The sequence below is a fragment of the Streptomyces sp. CA-294286 genome (genome assembly GCF_050947155.1).
Classification (GTDB): domain Bacteria; phylum Actinomycetota; class Actinomycetes; order Streptomycetales; family Streptomycetaceae; genus Streptomyces.
In genome coordinates this window covers 6,134,062-6,149,327 of the sequence record NZ_CP192005.1, presented here as the reverse complement: position 1 = coordinate 6,149,327, position 15,266 = coordinate 6,134,062, and the positions used below count along the sequence as shown (strand labels likewise).

General features: G+C 69.8%; 20 protein-coding genes and 1 pseudogene. All 21 read left to right on the top strand.

Annotation, left to right across the window (positions count from 1 at the left end; translation table 11 throughout):
• Nucleotides 1-92: 92 nt before the first annotated feature.
• The 21 genes and pseudogenes from ACQPZG_RS31810 to ACQPZG_RS31710 all read left to right on the top strand — a co-directional run bounded on the left by ACQPZG_RS31810 (nucleotide 93) and on the right by ACQPZG_RS31710 (nucleotide 15,159).
• Entirely contained in the window at nucleotides 93-1,559 is a 1,467-nt protein-coding gene (locus tag ACQPZG_RS31810; RefSeq protein ID WP_433549139.1) for an SCO6880 family protein, read from the top strand.
• The gene (locus ACQPZG_RS31805; protein ID WP_433549138.1) at nucleotides 1,556-2,149 is read left to right on the top strand and encodes a hypothetical protein; all 594 of its coding nucleotides are present in this window, start codon (nucleotides 1,556-1,558) and stop codon (nucleotides 2,147-2,149) included. The genes ACQPZG_RS31810 and ACQPZG_RS31805 overlap by 4 nt, the downstream gene beginning before the upstream one ends.
• Before the next feature lie 58 nt (nucleotides 2,150-2,207).
• A complete protein-coding gene (locus ACQPZG_RS31800; protein WP_433549137.1) occupies nucleotides 2,208-2,675 on the top strand; it encodes a DUF6238 family protein in 468 nt (155 codons plus the stop codon).
• The gene (locus ACQPZG_RS31795; RefSeq protein ID WP_433549136.1) at nucleotides 2,672-4,177 is read left to right on the top strand and encodes an ATP-binding protein; all 1,506 of its coding nucleotides are present in this window, start codon (nucleotides 2,672-2,674) and stop codon (nucleotides 4,175-4,177) included. Before ACQPZG_RS31800 ends, ACQPZG_RS31795 begins: the two co-directional genes overlap by 4 nt.
• Nucleotides 4,178-4,235: 58 nt before the next feature.
• Nucleotides 4,236-4,406, top strand: a pseudogene (locus ACQPZG_RS31790) (ParB N-terminal domain-containing protein); the annotation flags it as partial.
• A gap of 297 nt (nucleotides 4,407-4,703) precedes the next feature.
• Nucleotides 4,704-5,105: a hypothetical protein gene (locus tag ACQPZG_RS31785; RefSeq protein ID WP_433549135.1), complete on the top strand. Its 402-nt coding sequence runs from the start codon at nucleotides 4,704-4,706 to the stop codon at nucleotides 5,103-5,105.
• Nucleotides 5,102-5,605, top strand: a complete 504-nt coding sequence (locus ACQPZG_RS31780) for a hypothetical protein (RefSeq protein ID WP_433549134.1) — start codon at nucleotides 5,102-5,104, stop codon at nucleotides 5,603-5,605. The genes ACQPZG_RS31785 and ACQPZG_RS31780 overlap by 4 nt, the downstream gene beginning before the upstream one ends.
• Nucleotides 5,606-5,631: 26 nt before the next feature.
• A complete protein-coding gene (locus ACQPZG_RS31775; protein WP_433549133.1) occupies nucleotides 5,632-6,405 on the top strand; it encodes a hypothetical protein in 774 nt (257 codons plus the stop codon).
• Between the two features lie 225 nt (nucleotides 6,406-6,630).
• Nucleotides 6,631-7,095: a hypothetical protein gene (locus tag ACQPZG_RS31770; protein WP_433549132.1), complete on the top strand. Its 465-nt coding sequence runs from the start codon at nucleotides 6,631-6,633 to the stop codon at nucleotides 7,093-7,095.
• Nucleotides 7,092-7,646, top strand: coding sequence for a hypothetical protein (locus tag ACQPZG_RS31765; RefSeq protein ID WP_433549131.1), 555 nt, complete (start codon nucleotides 7,092-7,094; stop codon nucleotides 7,644-7,646). The genes ACQPZG_RS31770 and ACQPZG_RS31765 overlap by 4 nt, the downstream gene beginning before the upstream one ends.
• Nucleotides 7,647-7,713: 67 nt before the next feature.
• On the top strand, nucleotides 7,714-8,229 hold the full coding sequence (locus ACQPZG_RS31760) for a hypothetical protein (protein WP_433549130.1): 516 nt from the start codon (nucleotides 7,714-7,716) through the stop codon (nucleotides 8,227-8,229).
• A gap of 53 nt (nucleotides 8,230-8,282) precedes the next feature.
• Complete coding sequence (locus tag ACQPZG_RS31755) at nucleotides 8,283-9,047, top strand: DUF317 domain-containing protein (RefSeq protein ID WP_433549129.1); 765 nt, start codon at nucleotides 8,283-8,285, stop codon at nucleotides 9,045-9,047.
• Nucleotides 9,044-9,493 carry a hypothetical protein gene (locus ACQPZG_RS31750; RefSeq protein WP_433549128.1) on the top strand — a complete coding sequence of 150 codons (450 nt, stop codon included), beginning with the start codon at nucleotides 9,044-9,046 and terminating at the stop codon, nucleotides 9,491-9,493. Before ACQPZG_RS31755 ends, ACQPZG_RS31750 begins: the two co-directional genes overlap by 4 nt.
• A gap of 68 nt (nucleotides 9,494-9,561) precedes the next feature.
• The gene (locus tag ACQPZG_RS31745) at nucleotides 9,562-10,572 is read left to right on the top strand and encodes a hypothetical protein (protein WP_433549127.1); all 1,011 of its coding nucleotides are present in this window, start codon (nucleotides 9,562-9,564) and stop codon (nucleotides 10,570-10,572) included.
• On the top strand, nucleotides 10,470-11,189 hold the full coding sequence (locus ACQPZG_RS31740) for a hypothetical protein (protein ID WP_433549126.1): 720 nt from the start codon (nucleotides 10,470-10,472) through the stop codon (nucleotides 11,187-11,189). The genes ACQPZG_RS31745 and ACQPZG_RS31740 overlap by 103 nt, the downstream gene beginning before the upstream one ends.
• Entirely contained in the window at nucleotides 11,186-11,695 is a 510-nt protein-coding gene (locus ACQPZG_RS31735; RefSeq protein WP_433549125.1) for a hypothetical protein, read from the top strand. Before ACQPZG_RS31740 ends, ACQPZG_RS31735 begins: the two co-directional genes overlap by 4 nt.
• A complete protein-coding gene (locus ACQPZG_RS31730; protein WP_433549124.1) occupies nucleotides 11,692-12,225 on the top strand; it encodes a hypothetical protein in 534 nt (177 codons plus the stop codon). The genes ACQPZG_RS31735 and ACQPZG_RS31730 overlap by 4 nt, the downstream gene beginning before the upstream one ends.
• A 299-nt stretch (nucleotides 12,226-12,524) precedes the next feature.
• Nucleotides 12,525-13,268: a glycosyltransferase gene (locus tag ACQPZG_RS31725; RefSeq protein WP_433549123.1), complete on the top strand. Its 744-nt coding sequence runs from the start codon at nucleotides 12,525-12,527 to the stop codon at nucleotides 13,266-13,268.
• Nucleotides 13,265-13,786 (top strand): hypothetical protein, encoded by a 522-nt coding sequence (locus tag ACQPZG_RS31720; RefSeq protein ID WP_433549122.1) that lies wholly within the window; start codon nucleotides 13,265-13,267, stop codon nucleotides 13,784-13,786. Before ACQPZG_RS31725 ends, ACQPZG_RS31720 begins: the two co-directional genes overlap by 4 nt.
• Before the next feature lie 23 nt (nucleotides 13,787-13,809).
• Nucleotides 13,810-14,637: a DUF317 domain-containing protein gene (locus ACQPZG_RS31715; protein WP_433549121.1), complete on the top strand. Its 828-nt coding sequence runs from the start codon at nucleotides 13,810-13,812 to the stop codon at nucleotides 14,635-14,637.
• Nucleotides 14,638-14,688: 51 nt separating this feature from the next.
• Entirely contained in the window at nucleotides 14,689-15,159 is a 471-nt protein-coding gene (locus tag ACQPZG_RS31710; protein WP_433549120.1) for a hypothetical protein, read from the top strand.
• Nucleotides 15,160-15,266 lie beyond the last annotated feature (107 nt).

Here is a 15,266-nt window from a genome sequence, read left to right as displayed (position 1 = left end):
ACGGCAGTCCCGTGGGGTGCGCCCGCTTCGCGGCGTACCCCACGCTCTGGGCGCCTCCGGCGTCCGCTGCCGCCCGTCGAACGGTCCCGTTGTTGTCTGCTGATCTCGCTGTCCCGCTCACGGTGAAGTTCCCGCACCGCAGTCGGCGCGGCATCCTCCTCGGCCTGTCCCTCCCCCAACTCACCCTCGTCGGCATTTCGTTGGCGGTCTGTCTGGCCACCATGATGGTCTTCGGTCTCCTGGGCTCCGTCGCCCTGCTGCCGCTGTGGATCGCCGTGGGCGTCCTGGTCGCCGTACGCCGCGAGGGCCGCTCGCTCATCGACTGGGCGCCCATCGTCGCCCGGTACGCGCACCGGCGGCGCACCGGCCAGACCCTGTGGCTGGCCCGACCGGTCTCCCGCCCGCGCGTGGACGGCCTGCTCCACCTGCCCGGCTCGGTGGCGGCCCTGCGGGTGGTCACGCCGGAAGGCTCCGAAGCCGCCGCCGTCCACGATCCCCACCAGCACACCCTGACCGCCGTCGCCCGCGTCACAAGCCGGGCCTTCGCCCTCCTGGACCCAGCCACCCAGAACTCCCACATCGCCGGATGGGGAAGGGCATTGGCGAGCATCGCCCGCTCCGGTCACATCGCCACCGTGCAGGTCCTGGAGCGCACCGTCCCCGACAGCGGCGACGCCCTCAGCCGGCACTGGGCCCAGCAGGGACACCCCCAGGCTCCGGTCGCCGGTCAGGTGTACGCCGACCTCGTCGCCTCCGCAGGCCCGGCCGCCGCGCCGCACGAGACGTACCTCGCCATCGCCCTCGACCTCAAGGCCGCCAAACGCCTGATCACCCAGGCGGGCGGCGGGCTCCCCGGCGCCTTCGTAGTGATGGCCCAGGTCACCGCCTCGGTGGCCCAAGCCGCCCGCTCCAGCGGCCTGACCGTGACCGGCTGGCTGTCGGCCCGCGAGGTGTCCGCGGTCATCCGCACCGCGTACGACCCGAAAGCGCTCGCCGGTCTGCAGCAGTGGTCTCCGGACGGGGCCGCCGAGGCCGATCCGGCTGCGGCCGGGCCGGTCGTGCAGGTCGAGGAGAGCGACCGCATCGCTACCGACTCCGCCCGGCACGCCACCTTCTGGGTGGAGAACTGGCCGAGGACCGAGACCGGCGGCGGCTTCCTGCACGGCCTGCTCTACAGCACCGGCGTACGCCGCACCCTCTCCCTCATCTACGCACCGCAGCAGCTGGAATCGGCACTGCGCGACGTCCAGCGCCGCAAGGCAACGATCCTCGCCGACGCAGCGGAACGACGCCGCCGCGGCATGGTCGACTCCGAGGAGGACACCGTCGAATACACCGACGTCAAACACCGCGAACGCCAGCTGATCGCCGGCCATGCCGACGTGGCACTGACCGGCCTCCTCACCGTCAGCGCGGAGACCGACGCCCTCCTGGACGCCGCGTGCGCCCAGATCGAGACCGCCGCCGTCACCGCCCAGGTCGACCTGAGGCGCCTGCACTTCCAACAGCCCGACGCCTTCACCCTGAGCGCCCTGCCGCTCGCCAGGACGGCCCTGTGACGGCGAACCCGCCGGTCGGCCCGGCGTCCGCACCCCCGCACCTCTTCGACGAGCTGCAGGACCTGCTCCCGCCCCTGCGCGCGATGTTGCATCGGCACCAAGAAGTCCTCGACCAGTACCGCGACCCCGAGGGCTACGTGATCGAAGACAAGCAACGCGCATACGAGGACGCCCGCTGGGACACGGCCCTCGAAGCCAGCGACACGCTCGTCGCCCTGGTCTCGCGGCTGGAGCAGCTCGTCCCCCATCCCCCTCGCCGCGCCTTCACACTCGCTGTCACCGGCCCCGCCCACCACGAAGTCGACGACGTGTGGCTGTTCGTCGTCGACGGCACCGACGTCACGGACGCCTGGCAGTCCCTTTCCGCGCTGCCTGTGTTCCGGCAGTGGGCGGAGTTGGAATACCCCACCCGCAACGGCGTGTTGGACCAGCCCACCCTCCTGCCGCACAGCTGTCACGCGGGTATCGCAGCACCCGGCATGTACACGGACCTCCGCCAGGAGCAGGCGCGTACCGCAACCGTCCGTATCCCCGCCCCGATCGCTCCGGACGTGCCGCCGCGTCCAGCCGGTTCACGCCGCCCGCGCTGATCTCTGCTTGCCGCCTCCTCTCGCACTGCCGCTTCGGCAGGAAGGACATCCCACCCCCTTGACCTCCCGCTCCCTCGCCAGCGCGGCCCATCCCTATCTCCGCGCCGCGACCGCCGGCCTGCACCACCACGCACGCGGTCTCGCGTCGCCGCAGGACGTCCCGGCAGACCGCGCCCACGCCGACGTGCTCCACAGCCACCTCACCGCCCTGCACCGGCTCCTCGACCAGCTCGCCGAACCCACACGCCTCCCCCACCCCGCCGCCGGAAGCCACCTCGCCACCGCCCACACCCGGCTCTGGCAAGCCGCCACCGCCGTCCACGACGCCTTCCACGTCCTGCCGCCCACCCCCGCCGAAACGGCGGACCACACCGAACAGTGCCGCCCCGAGCGCCTGCCCGAGGGGCCGCCGTTCCTGACCATCTGCCAGCGCCACGTCTCCTCCGCCCACGCGATCCGCCGCAAGACCACAGCCCGCGACCTGGACACCCCGCTGCACGGCCACACCACCCACTGCGGCCGATGAGCCGTCGAGCCACCCGCCGCACCAGCGCCTCACCGCTGTTCACCCCGCACGCCACCGACCGCGCCGGGCGCCGGGCCGCCCGCAAGCAGCTCGCCGAAGCAGCGGCCAAGGCCCGGGAGGCCGCCTCCGCCCACCCCGAAGCGCAGGATGCCACCGAGGCCCAGATGCCGGCCCCCGTCTATCCCCTGGCCGGGCGCCCTGGCCCGGCCTCCGCACGCGGCAACCGCCTCAAGCTCCGCGCCCACCGCATGACCACCGCCACCGCATCCGGGGCGTATCCCTTCCTAGCCGAAGGCGGACTCGGCGCCGCAGGCATCTACATCGGCCGCGACGTCCACGCGGAGGCGGCCTTCACCTACGACCCCTTCGCCCTCTACGGACGCCTGGAAGGGTTCACCAACCCGAACATCCTGCTCGCCGGAGTGATCGGCATGGGCAAGTCCGCCCTCGCCAAGTCATTCGCCCTCCGATCGGTCGCCTTCGGCTACCGCATCTACGTGCCGTGCGACCCCAAGGGCGAGTGGACCCCGGTGGCCCGTTCGCTGGGCGGCACCTCCATCGCCTTGGGCCCCGGGCTCGCCGGACGCCTCAACCCGCTCGACGCCGCGCCCTGCCCGCCCAGCGTGTCCCAGGAGGACTGGGCGAACGAAGTCCGCAAGCGCCGCTTGCTGCTCCTGGGCTCACTCGCCCGCACCGTCCTGGGACGCGCGCTGCTTCCGATGGAGCACACCGCGCTCGACGTCAGCCTGGACGCGGTCGTCCAGTACGCCGCCGCCACCGGACGCACCCCGCTGCTCGGCGACATCGCCCACACCCTCAACCAGCCCGCCGTGCTCGACATGGCCGGCGGCACCGTCTCCGGACACCTCGGCGAAGCAGCCCGCGACCTCGCCCACGCCATGCGCAGGCTCGTGCACGGCGACCTCGCCGGCATGTTCGACGCCCCCTCCACCGCCGTCTTCGACCCGACCAGCCCCATGCTGACCATCGACCTCTCCCGCATGGGCAGCAACGGCGACGACACCGCCCTGGTCCTGGCGATGACGTGCGCGTCCGCCTGGATGGAGGCCGCGCTCACCGACCCCGAAGGCGGGCGCCGCTGGATCGTCTACGACGAGGCATGGCGGCTGATGAGCCACCCGGCCCTGCTGGAACGCATGCAGTCGCAGTGGAAGCTCTCCCGCGGCCTGGGCATCGCCAACCTCATGGTGATCCACCGCCTCTCCGACCTGCTCACCGCAGGCGACGCCGGGTCCCGGGGGCGCGCACTCGCCGAAGGACTGCTCGCCGACTGCAGCACCCGCATCGTCTACCGCCAGGAGACCGACCAGATCCACGCCGCCGCCGGCCTTCTCGGCCTCACCAGCGTCGAAACCCAAGCAATCTCCCACCTGAACCGAGGACGGGGGCTATGGAAGGTCGCGGGCCGGAGCTTCATCGTCCAACACCTCCTCCACGAGCAGGAACGGATGCTCTTCGACACGGACGCCCGCATGCACTAGAACCCCGTCCACCCCACCAGGCACACCAGTCACATCACTCACTGCGTTCACCCAGGACATCGCTATCGAATCCCACCCGACCAACTCCCTCATCCCGCAACTCGACGAGGACGACTTCGCCGTCCTCACCCAAGACATCCAGGAGAACGGGCTCCTGCAGCCCATCGTTCTGGACCGCCAAGGCCGCATCCTCGACGGCCGCGGGCGGCTCGCAGCGTGCGAACGCCTCGCCATCGAACCGGCGTTCGTTACCTACGACGGCGAAGCCGCCAGCACCTACAGCCTGTCCGTCAACCTCAAGCGCCGCAGCTTCACCAAGGGCCAGGCCGCCATGATCACCGTGAAGGCCCGTTCGAGCATGGGGTACGAGCTCTGTCCCGAAACGGGACAGACAGCTTGTCCCGAGTCGGGACAAGCCCCGTGTCCCGAAACGGGACAGACAGTCCGCGACCTTGGGGGGCAACTCGGCGTAGGCCGAGCCGTGATCGGACGAGCGAGCATCGTTTGGCAATACGCACCCGACCTCGTGGATGCTGTGATCAACGGCGCCATGGGCCTGGACAGTGCCTACAGCACCGCTCGGGAGAAGAAGGCGCAGAGCGACTCCGCAGAAGCGCAGCTTGCCCGGCTTCGCGCCGAGGACCCCTCGCTCGCCGACCGAGTGGTCGAAGGAGAGCTGTCGTTGCAGGGCGCCTTGGCCGAGCGGCAGGTGCGAGTGGAAGAGGGCCTGCGCCAGCGCAGAGTCGCCACGCAACTGCTGTGCGAGATTCTTCCCTCACTCGCTCAGATCCGCGGCAGCCGTACCTTCGCACTGTACGACCCCGAGTTCGCTCCGCCCGGACGTGCCGTGACACGCGAGATCATCCAGCACGCCCAGTCTGCTCTGGCCGAGATGGCATCGGCATGGAAGGAGCGTGACCTTCCGTGAAGCGCAAATCTGACCCGGTCCTGCGGAAACTCATCCTCGAAGCTGCCGCACAGGTCACCGCCGACAACGGGCGTATCAGTACGGAGGATTTCCAGGTCACGCTGTCCGCACTCCTGCGCCAGAGCGAGGAGGTGCACGGAGCGGCCGTCTACGACAAGGCCGCCCAGGCCATGGTGCGCGACTTCGGCGAGAGCCGCAGCCCGCGTCGTCACTGCAAGACCGGCGGGCTCTATCACCCGGAGAGCATTCTCCGGCTGGGCAACGGCATCTGGGTCTGGATGAAGGACGCCACCCCCACCGACACGACCCAGTGGGCCCGCGTCTCGTCCCGGAACACCGTCCGTGTCATCAGCGCCGAGGCAGAGAAGCAGCGGTACGCCCTCGACCGTACCGACGCATTCCGCGAGAACCCGTCCTGCGAGCGGCTCGCCCAACTCGAAGAAGTCGTCTTCCACTACCAGCAGGGGTCCCTCGACGACCTCGCATTCGACGAGGCGTAGCCCGCCCCCCTCTATGACAGGGACCCATGGCTAACAGCACACCCGCCCCTGACGCCCCGGCCATCACCTCACTGATCGATTTCAGCGCCCAGCTCGCCAGCCGTCTCCCCGGGGCCTGGTCCGTCCAATACCACCCGCACGCCCCAGACTCCTACCCGCTGGACAACGCGGTGTGGGACTGCGGCAACATCCACTGGCTCACCGGCAACTTCGACCTCGGCGGCCACGTGGAGCTCAACGGGCCCGGCGAACAGTGCCTTGCGGTCTTCGCCCACCCGTACGCTGCAAAGTTCGCCGTCAGCCCCATCGTCCCGGCGGTGACCCACCACCATCTCCGGTATGCGGAAGCGCCCAACGGCATCACGACAGCAACCGATCCGGCCCGCGCCGCAGCCACGGTGGCGCGCCGTGTGCTCCCGCGTTACCAGGGTGCTCTCGCCGCGATCCGTCACGGTGCCCAGCTCCACCCTGAGCGCCCCTTGCCGCCAGAACCGCCCCGGGTCAGCGACGCCGTCACCTTCACCGCTCAACCCGACGGCTGGATAGGCACGCGCTCCGACACGCTGTCTCCTGAGGTCCGTGACGTTCTCTACACCTACGGCTTCGTCGACTCGGTGAGGAAGAGAGAGCTTGTGACGCTCGTGGCCGTAGACGCAAACGGCAGATCGGGCGCGGACCGCGTGCAGGCTGCCGCGCACGCTCTCGGCGCGATCGGAATCGGGGTGAACCTTCGATATTCGGCTGCCCCCGCACGTCCGCTCCCCCCCTCCCGCGCCCACCTCACACAGGGGCGGCCGTAGCCACTGACGACAAGCCCAGCCCCTTCTTCCGAGGACCCTTGGCTCACCACACATCCACCCAGATTCAAGTAGCCGAAGGAGACAAGACCTTCACGCACTTCGCCTCCACCCGTCCTGCGAGCGGCTCGCCCAACTCGAAGAAGTCGTCTTTCACTACCAGCAGGGGACCCACGACGACCTCGCATTCGACGAGGCGTAAGCCCACCTTCTCCATTCCCGGGGCCCATGACCGACAGCACACCCATCGAGATCGAATTCCCCGCCGGTGACGTGACCTTCACGGTCCTCGCGTCCGTCCACGACATGCAGTACCGCCAAGAGCCCGAGCCCCTGGGCGGGTTCCGCGAGGGCCTGTACGCCCGCCTCGAAACCAGCCTCCGGTCCGACCACCGGCCCACCGTGCGCCACATGTCCCGGCTCCTGGGAGAGCACCACTGGTACATCGACGGGGAAGTCAACTTCAACGGCTACATCCACCACAACAACGGGTTCGGCGTCCGGTACCTGCGGGTCTCCGGCATCGTCGCGGAACTCGAAACCTTCCTCAATCAACAGGCAGCGGCACTCGGCCTCGCCACCGATGTCAGCTCATCTGCGCCACTGCGTCTGGCCTCCGCCGAAGCCCCACAGCACACAACGCCAACCACCCCGCCTCGCAGAGGGCCTTCGCCGAGGACGGGCATCCGTTGACCACCAAGCTGGGCCCGATTCCGAAGAACCCTTCCAAACGCTCGGCGCCTGGTCTCGAATTGCCGCTCGCGCCACTTCCCACACACCGATACGTACAAGACCCGGGATGGCAGGAACTTTGGCGCCGCCACGAACGCATCACCACTCCCTTACGGGCGAGGGGGCTGGAGTGCGACATCCAGTACGGCCTGAGCGCCTACATCCTGCACGTAGCACTCCCCGACGGCAGTTTCCTGATCATCGCCCCACCGCAGGAGACAGGATCCGACCGCCCAGCGGGAGACCCCGAGGGCTGGATCGTGACCCACCACCAGGACGACCAGGCTCCGTACGAGGTGATCTACGACTCCACGTCCTCACCCGACTCCACTGCCCCCGAGCGGCCCGAAGCACGCAACGGAGGCAGCGCCTGGCGCATGATCCGGGCCCTCGATCAGCACCTCGCCCGACTCGGGTTGCTCGCCAGGCCGGCCGTCAGCCCACCTCGGCAAAACAACACGTTGCCCACGGCTTCGCCGAATCCCGTCCCGGCTCACTCGCTGGGCCGGTGAGCGACACCCGGTCCGCCGCTACTTACCCCATGACCTAGGTGACATGACCTCAGCCACTCCCGCACAGATGACCGACGAACTGCAGCAGCTCTCCGCCGACTTCATGGCCGCCTTCGATAGCCTCTCGCTGCAGTTGCTCGGCGAGGCAGAACCCCGTGAACCGAAAGCTCCACCCGTCCCGCAACTTCTGGACCACGCCGCCACGGCCCTGGAGCTGTCACAGAACGCGGTTCGCCTGGCCGTTGCCCTGACAGACACCCCGGAAGCCAAGTCCCGCGAAGAGGCCAAGGCGCACCGCCACCTCTCCACAGCCGCGGCGGAGGCGACCTCCGCCGCCCACCTGTTCACCCGAAGCGTGGAGACCAGCTTGTCTCCCGCGCCAGCCCCGGAATCGCACGCGGCCCGAACTCGGGGGGCACGTCTGCTGCTGGACTGCGCCGATGCCGGAGCTGGGCTGCGCCGAGCCGCCGAGAGCCTCACGGCAGCTAACCGTCTGCTGGAGGAACACCGGGCGATCGCGCGCTTCGCCGCCAAGTTCCTCCCCCGCCAGCCGATCCCGCAGCCGCCTGGCCGCACACGCTGATCCCGACACAAACGGAGTTCCACATAGCCACGCCCTCCGACACCGACGTCTGGGTGAGCCCGCGCTATCTCGCCGGGCATCAGGCCGACGACTACGTCGGCGCCTTCTTCGCCCCGCTGGACGGCCACGGCTGGAGCGTGCGTTCCGACGACCACGTCTCCTTCGTGTATTCGAGCCCCTGCCTGCGCATCCAGGTCGGCTGGGTTCTCGAGATCCCCGACGAAGATCCCGTCCAGATCGTGGCGAGCGCGTATCCGCTCGGGCCGCCGTTGTGGCGGATCGCCATGGACTCCACCGTCCCGACCGAGTTCGTGACCGCGGTCGTCGAAGCCCTGCCTCGCATCCTTGCCGAGGATCCCGACGCACTGTTCACCTCGGACGCCGACTGGGATGTCAGTCTTCCCCTCCCCCTCGGCTGGCGCCCCCTGGCCAATGCACCCGGCACCCACGTCGCCTCGCCCGACAACATGGCCTCCTACGACGCGGAGCCCTCCCCGCCTGGCGGGCCCGGGCCCTACACCCCCGGATGGGCCTTCGGCGCGGGTGATCCGACGGGGCGCGAGGGCTGGACGGCGAGTTTCAGCGCCACCGTGCCGCGCTGCCTCGTTGAAATATTCCACCGCGTCGTCACGGATCCCACGCCGCTGGTCCGCGACCAGCGGGGCATCTCTCCTTGGGTACGCCCGTACCTCGCCACCTCGCCGACATGGTCGAGCCCTCCTCTCCCCCGCCCCAGGGCGGGGAGTCCGCGCCCTTCCCCGCTGGCCTCCCGAGTGAGCGCCGGGGCACCGCCCAAAGCAAGGACCCACTCACGATGACCCGCCGCATCCCCTTGCACGCCGATGCCGTCCTGCCGCCCCTTTTGGGGACCACCACTCCCAGCGACCCAGCGGGCCACTACCTCCTCGGCCGTCAGCTCCTGGCCCTGATCGACCACCTGGGCAATGCGAACTCCTCCGGTGAGGCCGCCGCGCTCCTCGATCACGTCCTGGAACCGACCGACGGCCTGCTGGCCCGTGTCGCCGAGTTCTTCGAGGCCACAGGGGAGAAGGCCAAAGAGTCCGATCACGACGACGGCTTCGACCTCTGCGCCGATTTCGAGGACGCTGCCCTCGACATCCGAGACTGCCTGGGCAACCTCAGCGATGCCGTCGAGCGAATGCACGCCCTCGGCCACGGACTGCAGCCCGCCGCCCGGATTCCACCGGCCTCTGTGCCCGCGCCCCCGCCGCCTGCCTCGGGCCGACCGAACCGCTCGCGCTGACCCCCGCACCCCACCTTTCAGGAGCCTTCCCCATCCCTCCGCTCAATGTTCCCCGTCTCGCCCTCTCGGTGACCGCCGCCGGCCTGTGCGCACTTCTTTCCGCCTGCGGCACCACCGCCCCCGACGCAGCCCCGACCCCGGCTGCTTCCAAGCCCGCGGCAAAGGTCATCCAGGAGCCGCCGGCCCTCAGCCCAGAACAGGCACGGGACATCGTCGCCCGCCACGCCGAGACCTCACGCAAGGCGTACACGTCGCTCGACAACGCTCTGCTCGACACCGTCGAGGACGGCCCGCTCCTCACACAGTCGCTCGCCCGGATCAAGGGCAACCGGGGCGTGCCCGAGAAGGAACGCGCCCCGTACCCGCTGCCGACCGGCCCGTCCGCCGCCCAGCTCTACATCCCGCGCATCGCCCCGCAGTCGGCGTTCGCCACCAATAGCAAGCCGCGCTGGTTCGCCGCCGCAACCACCGTCGGCCCGGACGTCTGGTTCACGGTCTTCGCGGAACGGCCCGCGCAGCAGCGGTGGGAGGCCGTCTCCAGCGTCCTGCTCGTCGACCAGCCGGTGCCGAAGATCGCGCTGGACGGGAACGGGTTCGCCACGGCCGTGGATGCCAACGGCCTGCCCACGAAGCCGGACGCCTTGAAGGCCGCCGTGATCGACAACTACGCCACGGGCGGGCAGCAGGACGCGAAGAAGATCCTCACGCCGACCTCGGCGAGCGAGCGCCAGGTGAAGATCCACGCCACTGCGGGCAAGGGCTACGGGGACAAGGCCCGCACCACCTTCGCGGGTGCCGCGTCCTCCGACCCGACGTACGCGCTGCGCACCGCTGATGGCGGCACGCTCGTCCTCTTCTCCCACACGCACACCCAGACCGACACGGTCACCCAGCGGGGACTGGGGCTCATCCCCAAGAAGCGTGACGAGCCGTGGCTCGGCACCAAGCCGCTCCCCGCCATCCAGTTCACCTTCCTGTGCGCCGACGCGGCCACCGTGCCGCACGGCAGCGGGCCAGCTCGGCTCCTGGACACCAGCTGTGCCCGTACCGACGTATCCGGGCCCCGCACCCGCGTCTGAGCCGCAGGCCGACCACCCCACCAGCCGCTAGGAGCAGCCCCCTGTCCACACCGTCCTGTATCGCCCGCCCCACCGAGACCGGGTTCACCGGGATCTACGTCCACTACGACGGCGTTCCCAGCGTCCAACTGCCGTTTCTCCTCACCGCGCAGACCTACCGGTTCGGGGGCGACCACGACGCCCTCGCCTCGTATCTCATCGACATCGAAGAGGTCGGATGGGAGTACCTCGGAGACGACCTGCTGTTCGGCGCACCCGACCGGCTGCGCGACGCGCTTGCCAACCCGGACCTCGACTACAGACCGAAGATGGCCGGCGTTCTGACCCAGGCCGGGGCTCCGGCCAAGCGGATGGAAATCGACGAGGCGAACGTCCTGGACAGTGAGGTCGGTTGGGTCTTCGTCGTCCGGCCGGAGGGCATCGAGGTGATCAACCCCGCCCTCGGTGAAGATCTTGCACGCGGGCCTCTCATCCGGTGGGACCACGACCCGCTCGCCCGGTTCAGCGACCACCCCGGCCACTGGTCCGCCCCGGCCCGGCGTTCACACCGTGGGCCGTCGACCACGGTGGCCGCGCAATCCGCGTCGGTGCGAACGCCCCGCCCGGCACATCGTTGACCACGCTTCCCTCGACCTCCTTTGGAGCCCCACTGCCCCCCGATCTCCCCCCCAGCGCCCCCGCACCCCCAACCCCGTCCATCGACGAGCTCTACCGCTGGGCCGAGCACGACGCAGCACCGTTCCTGCAGAAGCTCTCGCTGCCGGAAGCCGGACACAGCATCACCGCGTGGACCGACGCCCTCCCGCAGGCACGCACCAGCGCCCAACTGCACGCGGTGGTCGAGGCCGTCCTCGGCGACGGACCGAGCGCGCTGGGCGCCCTGCACGAGTTCCTGAAAGCAGCCGCGGCCCAGTACGAACACCACCAGGAGCCCGTACTCGCCGCCAGCGTACGGTCCGCCGCACAAACGCTGACGGCCCTCGGCGACACACTCGCATGGGCAGACGAAGCACACCTCCGCTCCGCCTACGGCGCCGTCCTTCCTCGTACGACCACGCCGCAGCGACACCTTCCAGCCTCGGTTCCTCTCACCGCTCACGCCACCAACAGGCGGACCCGGTGAGCCAGCATCTCGAAACCCCGCTCGGCACCCTGCTCGGCGTGCGCGCCCGCGACGTCCAGCACGCGCTGGCGAAGCAGCTCCTCGACCTCCCAGTCGGCCCCACCCACAGAGAGGCCCTGCTCCAGCAGGTCCGCAGGGTCCACGACCTGGGCGATCGCATCCTCTACGAACTGCAGCGCTTGCCCGCCGAGTACGGTGCCACACCGGCCGGACAGCACTTCGCTCTCTGTGTGACCGGCGCGTACGCGCACTGTGCCCGAGCCTCCACCCACATGGCCACAGCGTTTCAAAGCCTGACGAAGGACGCCGTGCTGGGCCCGGACGGATTCCCCGAGGGACAGCTCGGGTACAAGCTCGGCCACGCCGCAGCGCTGCGCAGCCTGCGGCGAGCCCAGCAGGTCCTCGAAGAGGGTGCCGAGCACCTCGCCTCTCCGGCATTCGCCCGCACACCTGGCAAGAAGCCGAAGCACGCCTCCCCGGCGGAGCCCGCGCCACAGGAAGGCGTCCCGCCGCCGCGTCTCCAGCGCTGACTCACCGCCCCCTTCTCGTAAAGGACGTCCTCCATTCCTCTCGGCAACGAACCCTCCAAACCGGACACGAAGCTGGCCGTCCTTGCCAGCGTCGTCACGCTGACGGTGGCCCTGTCGCTCACCCTCCTGACAGGGGCCTGGCAGACCGTCGGTGTCGTGGTCGCCTGCGGAGCTGCGTGGCTGGCCGTCCTCACCATCCCCCGCGGCCCGCGCGGGTAGAAGCACCCACCTCCCACTTCCTCACCCTCCCGGAGAGAACTCTGTCCTCCACGTCCTCCCGCCCGCAGGTCACCGTCGTCATGGCCACCCAGCTCAAGCCGGAACGCCTGGGCTACCTCGTCGAAATGCACGCCAGCCTCACCCGGCAGAGCATCCCGTGGCAGGCCGTAATCGCCCTGGACGGCGCAGACCCCGGGCACCTGCCCGCCCCGCTCGCCGCCGATCCGCGCGTCCGGGTCCTGGCGCTGCCCCGCCCCGTCGGCGCAGGTGCGGCGCGCAACCTGGCACTCAACCTCGTCGACACCGACCTGGTGACCTATGTGGACGACGACGATGTCCTCCCCGACGACAGCCTCGCCGTGCGCTATGAACGCATCACGGAAACTGGTCTGGGCTGGGTCGCCGGGTGGAGTGCGGACCTCTACCCGGACGGCACGGCCACCACCTGGTACTGCCCCACGCCCCCAGGGCCGCACGGTCCCGGCGACGTGACGCGGTACTGGTCGTCGCCGCACTCGCCGATCCCGCTCGGGCAGACCATGCTGCTGGCCCGCACGGACCTGGTGCGGGCGGCCGGCGGGCACGGCGGCCTGCCCCAAGGGGAGGACTTCCTCATGGTGAACACGGTGACGTCACTGTCCGCCGGGGAACTGCTCCCGCACGTGGTGTATTTCTACCGAAAGCACCCCGCGCAGATGACGGCCGGAGGACCGGCATTCGACCAGTACGAGGAGCAGTGCAGGACCTTCGCCTGGCAGCAGGGGCGCCGCCTATCCACCGCCCTGCTGGCGCTTCACGGAGACCACGAGAAGGCTCCAGCGTGACGGCTTTCGTCGAAGAAGGAGCAGCAGGGTACCTCGTACGACGACTCGACGAACTCGCCGGCGACTTCCCTGTTTCCGCCCGAAGTGTTTTGCCGGGTGTGCTGCTTGATCACATCGGACTGCTCGCCGCCCACCTCGTGTACGCCGCAGAGTGGGCCCGCGCCCGCAGCGATGCGGATACCCTCCCTCCGGTGCCCGGCTCGCTCGATCCGTTCCTGGAAGCCACGGACGGCATCACCCGCGCCCTGACCCTCCTGGGGAAAGCCGCAGCTCAGGTTGCGCCCGACACCCGGCCCTCCGCCGGGCGGTTGTACGAGGGCGTACTGCGCGCCCCGTCCCCCGAACAGGCGGCCCTGCTGTACGTGCAGGCTCGCGAAGTCTTGGGCGCCACCGTTGCCCGACTGCGCAAGACCTCCCGCGGGACACTCCCTGAGCGCCGGAGCGGGCCTGCCAGACTGCACGTCCGCCTGGCCGAAACACCCTTCCGCACCGCCCCGCCTTCGCCACGGGTCCGATGACGCCCCAACCCGACCTTTCCCTCGTGTACTTAGAGGAGCACGCCATCACCACGCCATCGTCCGACTCCGGCCCGCAGTGGGTCACTCTGAGTCCCCACTACCTGGCGGCAACTCCACCCTCTGACCACCGCACGTACCTGCACGCCTTCGCCGAGGTCTCCGGATGGAAGGCCCACGAATCCGAACGCATGCTCACCGTGGCCAGTCCGTGCGACCGAGTGGTCATCCGACACGACCAGCAGGCCCAACAGACCGGTGAGCACCTCACGATCTCCGCTCGCAGCGGCCTTGACGGGAAGGACCGCTGGCGGGCCGTTCTCAGCGGTGTTGTGCCGGTCGAGTACCTGCTCCACCTGACGTTGCAGGTGCACCACGTACTCGACGTGGACCCGGACTACATCGTCTACGGGCTGGACGGCGGACCCGGCCCCGAGCCTATTTTTCTGGACATCGACGAGGACTCCTGGGCCTTGGAGGCCGGCGAGGACCTCTTCATGCTTGGTTCCGCTGACGGCATCGTCACCGTGGCCAACCGTCGGGACGGCAGCACCCTGCAGCTGGACGCCGATCCCGACGTCTCCTGGCACATCGGGGCATCCGGTCGCAGCTTGGGAATGAAGGCCCTGTGGCGCATCACCTTCACCGAGGACACCCCGCCTGCCATCGTCAATGCCACCCTGGACAAGGTCCTCGACGACTCCCCTGCGGTCCGCGCAATGCCGACTTCCCTGCCACCCGCGCTCCACCCCCACGTGCGCGTCCAGCAGCTGCCGACCCCCTCGGCGCCCACCGCGAGCGCATCGCTTCGACCCACGCCTCCAAGCACCACTCCCGGCGGCCCCAGCCGATGAACCGCGTTCCGCGGCCCCCGCGACCGCCCCTCCTGTCGCTCAACTGGGCGCATGCAAAACAGAATTGAGGCTTCCACGTCCTCCGAACTGCCGCACCTGTACATCGGCACCCACCCCACATACGGCTTCGTCGCCGCATCCGGCCGCCCGCTGACAGAGCACCTGAAGACCTGGCTGCTGGAGCGCGTGATGTTCGAGCCTGTCCCGGGCACTGACCTCCACCGTCTGACCGAGCCCAGCCAGGACGGCATCCGCCGCGCCCGCCAGGCAGTCAGCGACATCCGCAACCTCGGCATCCGGGTCCAGGCCGACTATGTCCTCGACCCCCTGCTCACTCCGGACCTGAGCGGCGCAGCCCCGGGCATGGCACACAACGAGCGACTCGTGCGCATCGCGCGCGCTGCGACCGCCCACACCGCGCGCCGCCCTGCGCCGTCGGCAGTCACCCTCGCCAGCCCGGCCCCTGCCGCCACACCCCGCCTCCAGACGGCATCGCGCTCCCCCAGTGGGCGAAGCCGCTAAGTCATGATCGCTGACGATCCGTACATCCACCGGGCACGCGACGCTCCCCCGAGAAGGAGATCCGGCTCGTCCGCGGGCTTGGCGGACCGGTCCCAGTCGAGGGCCCC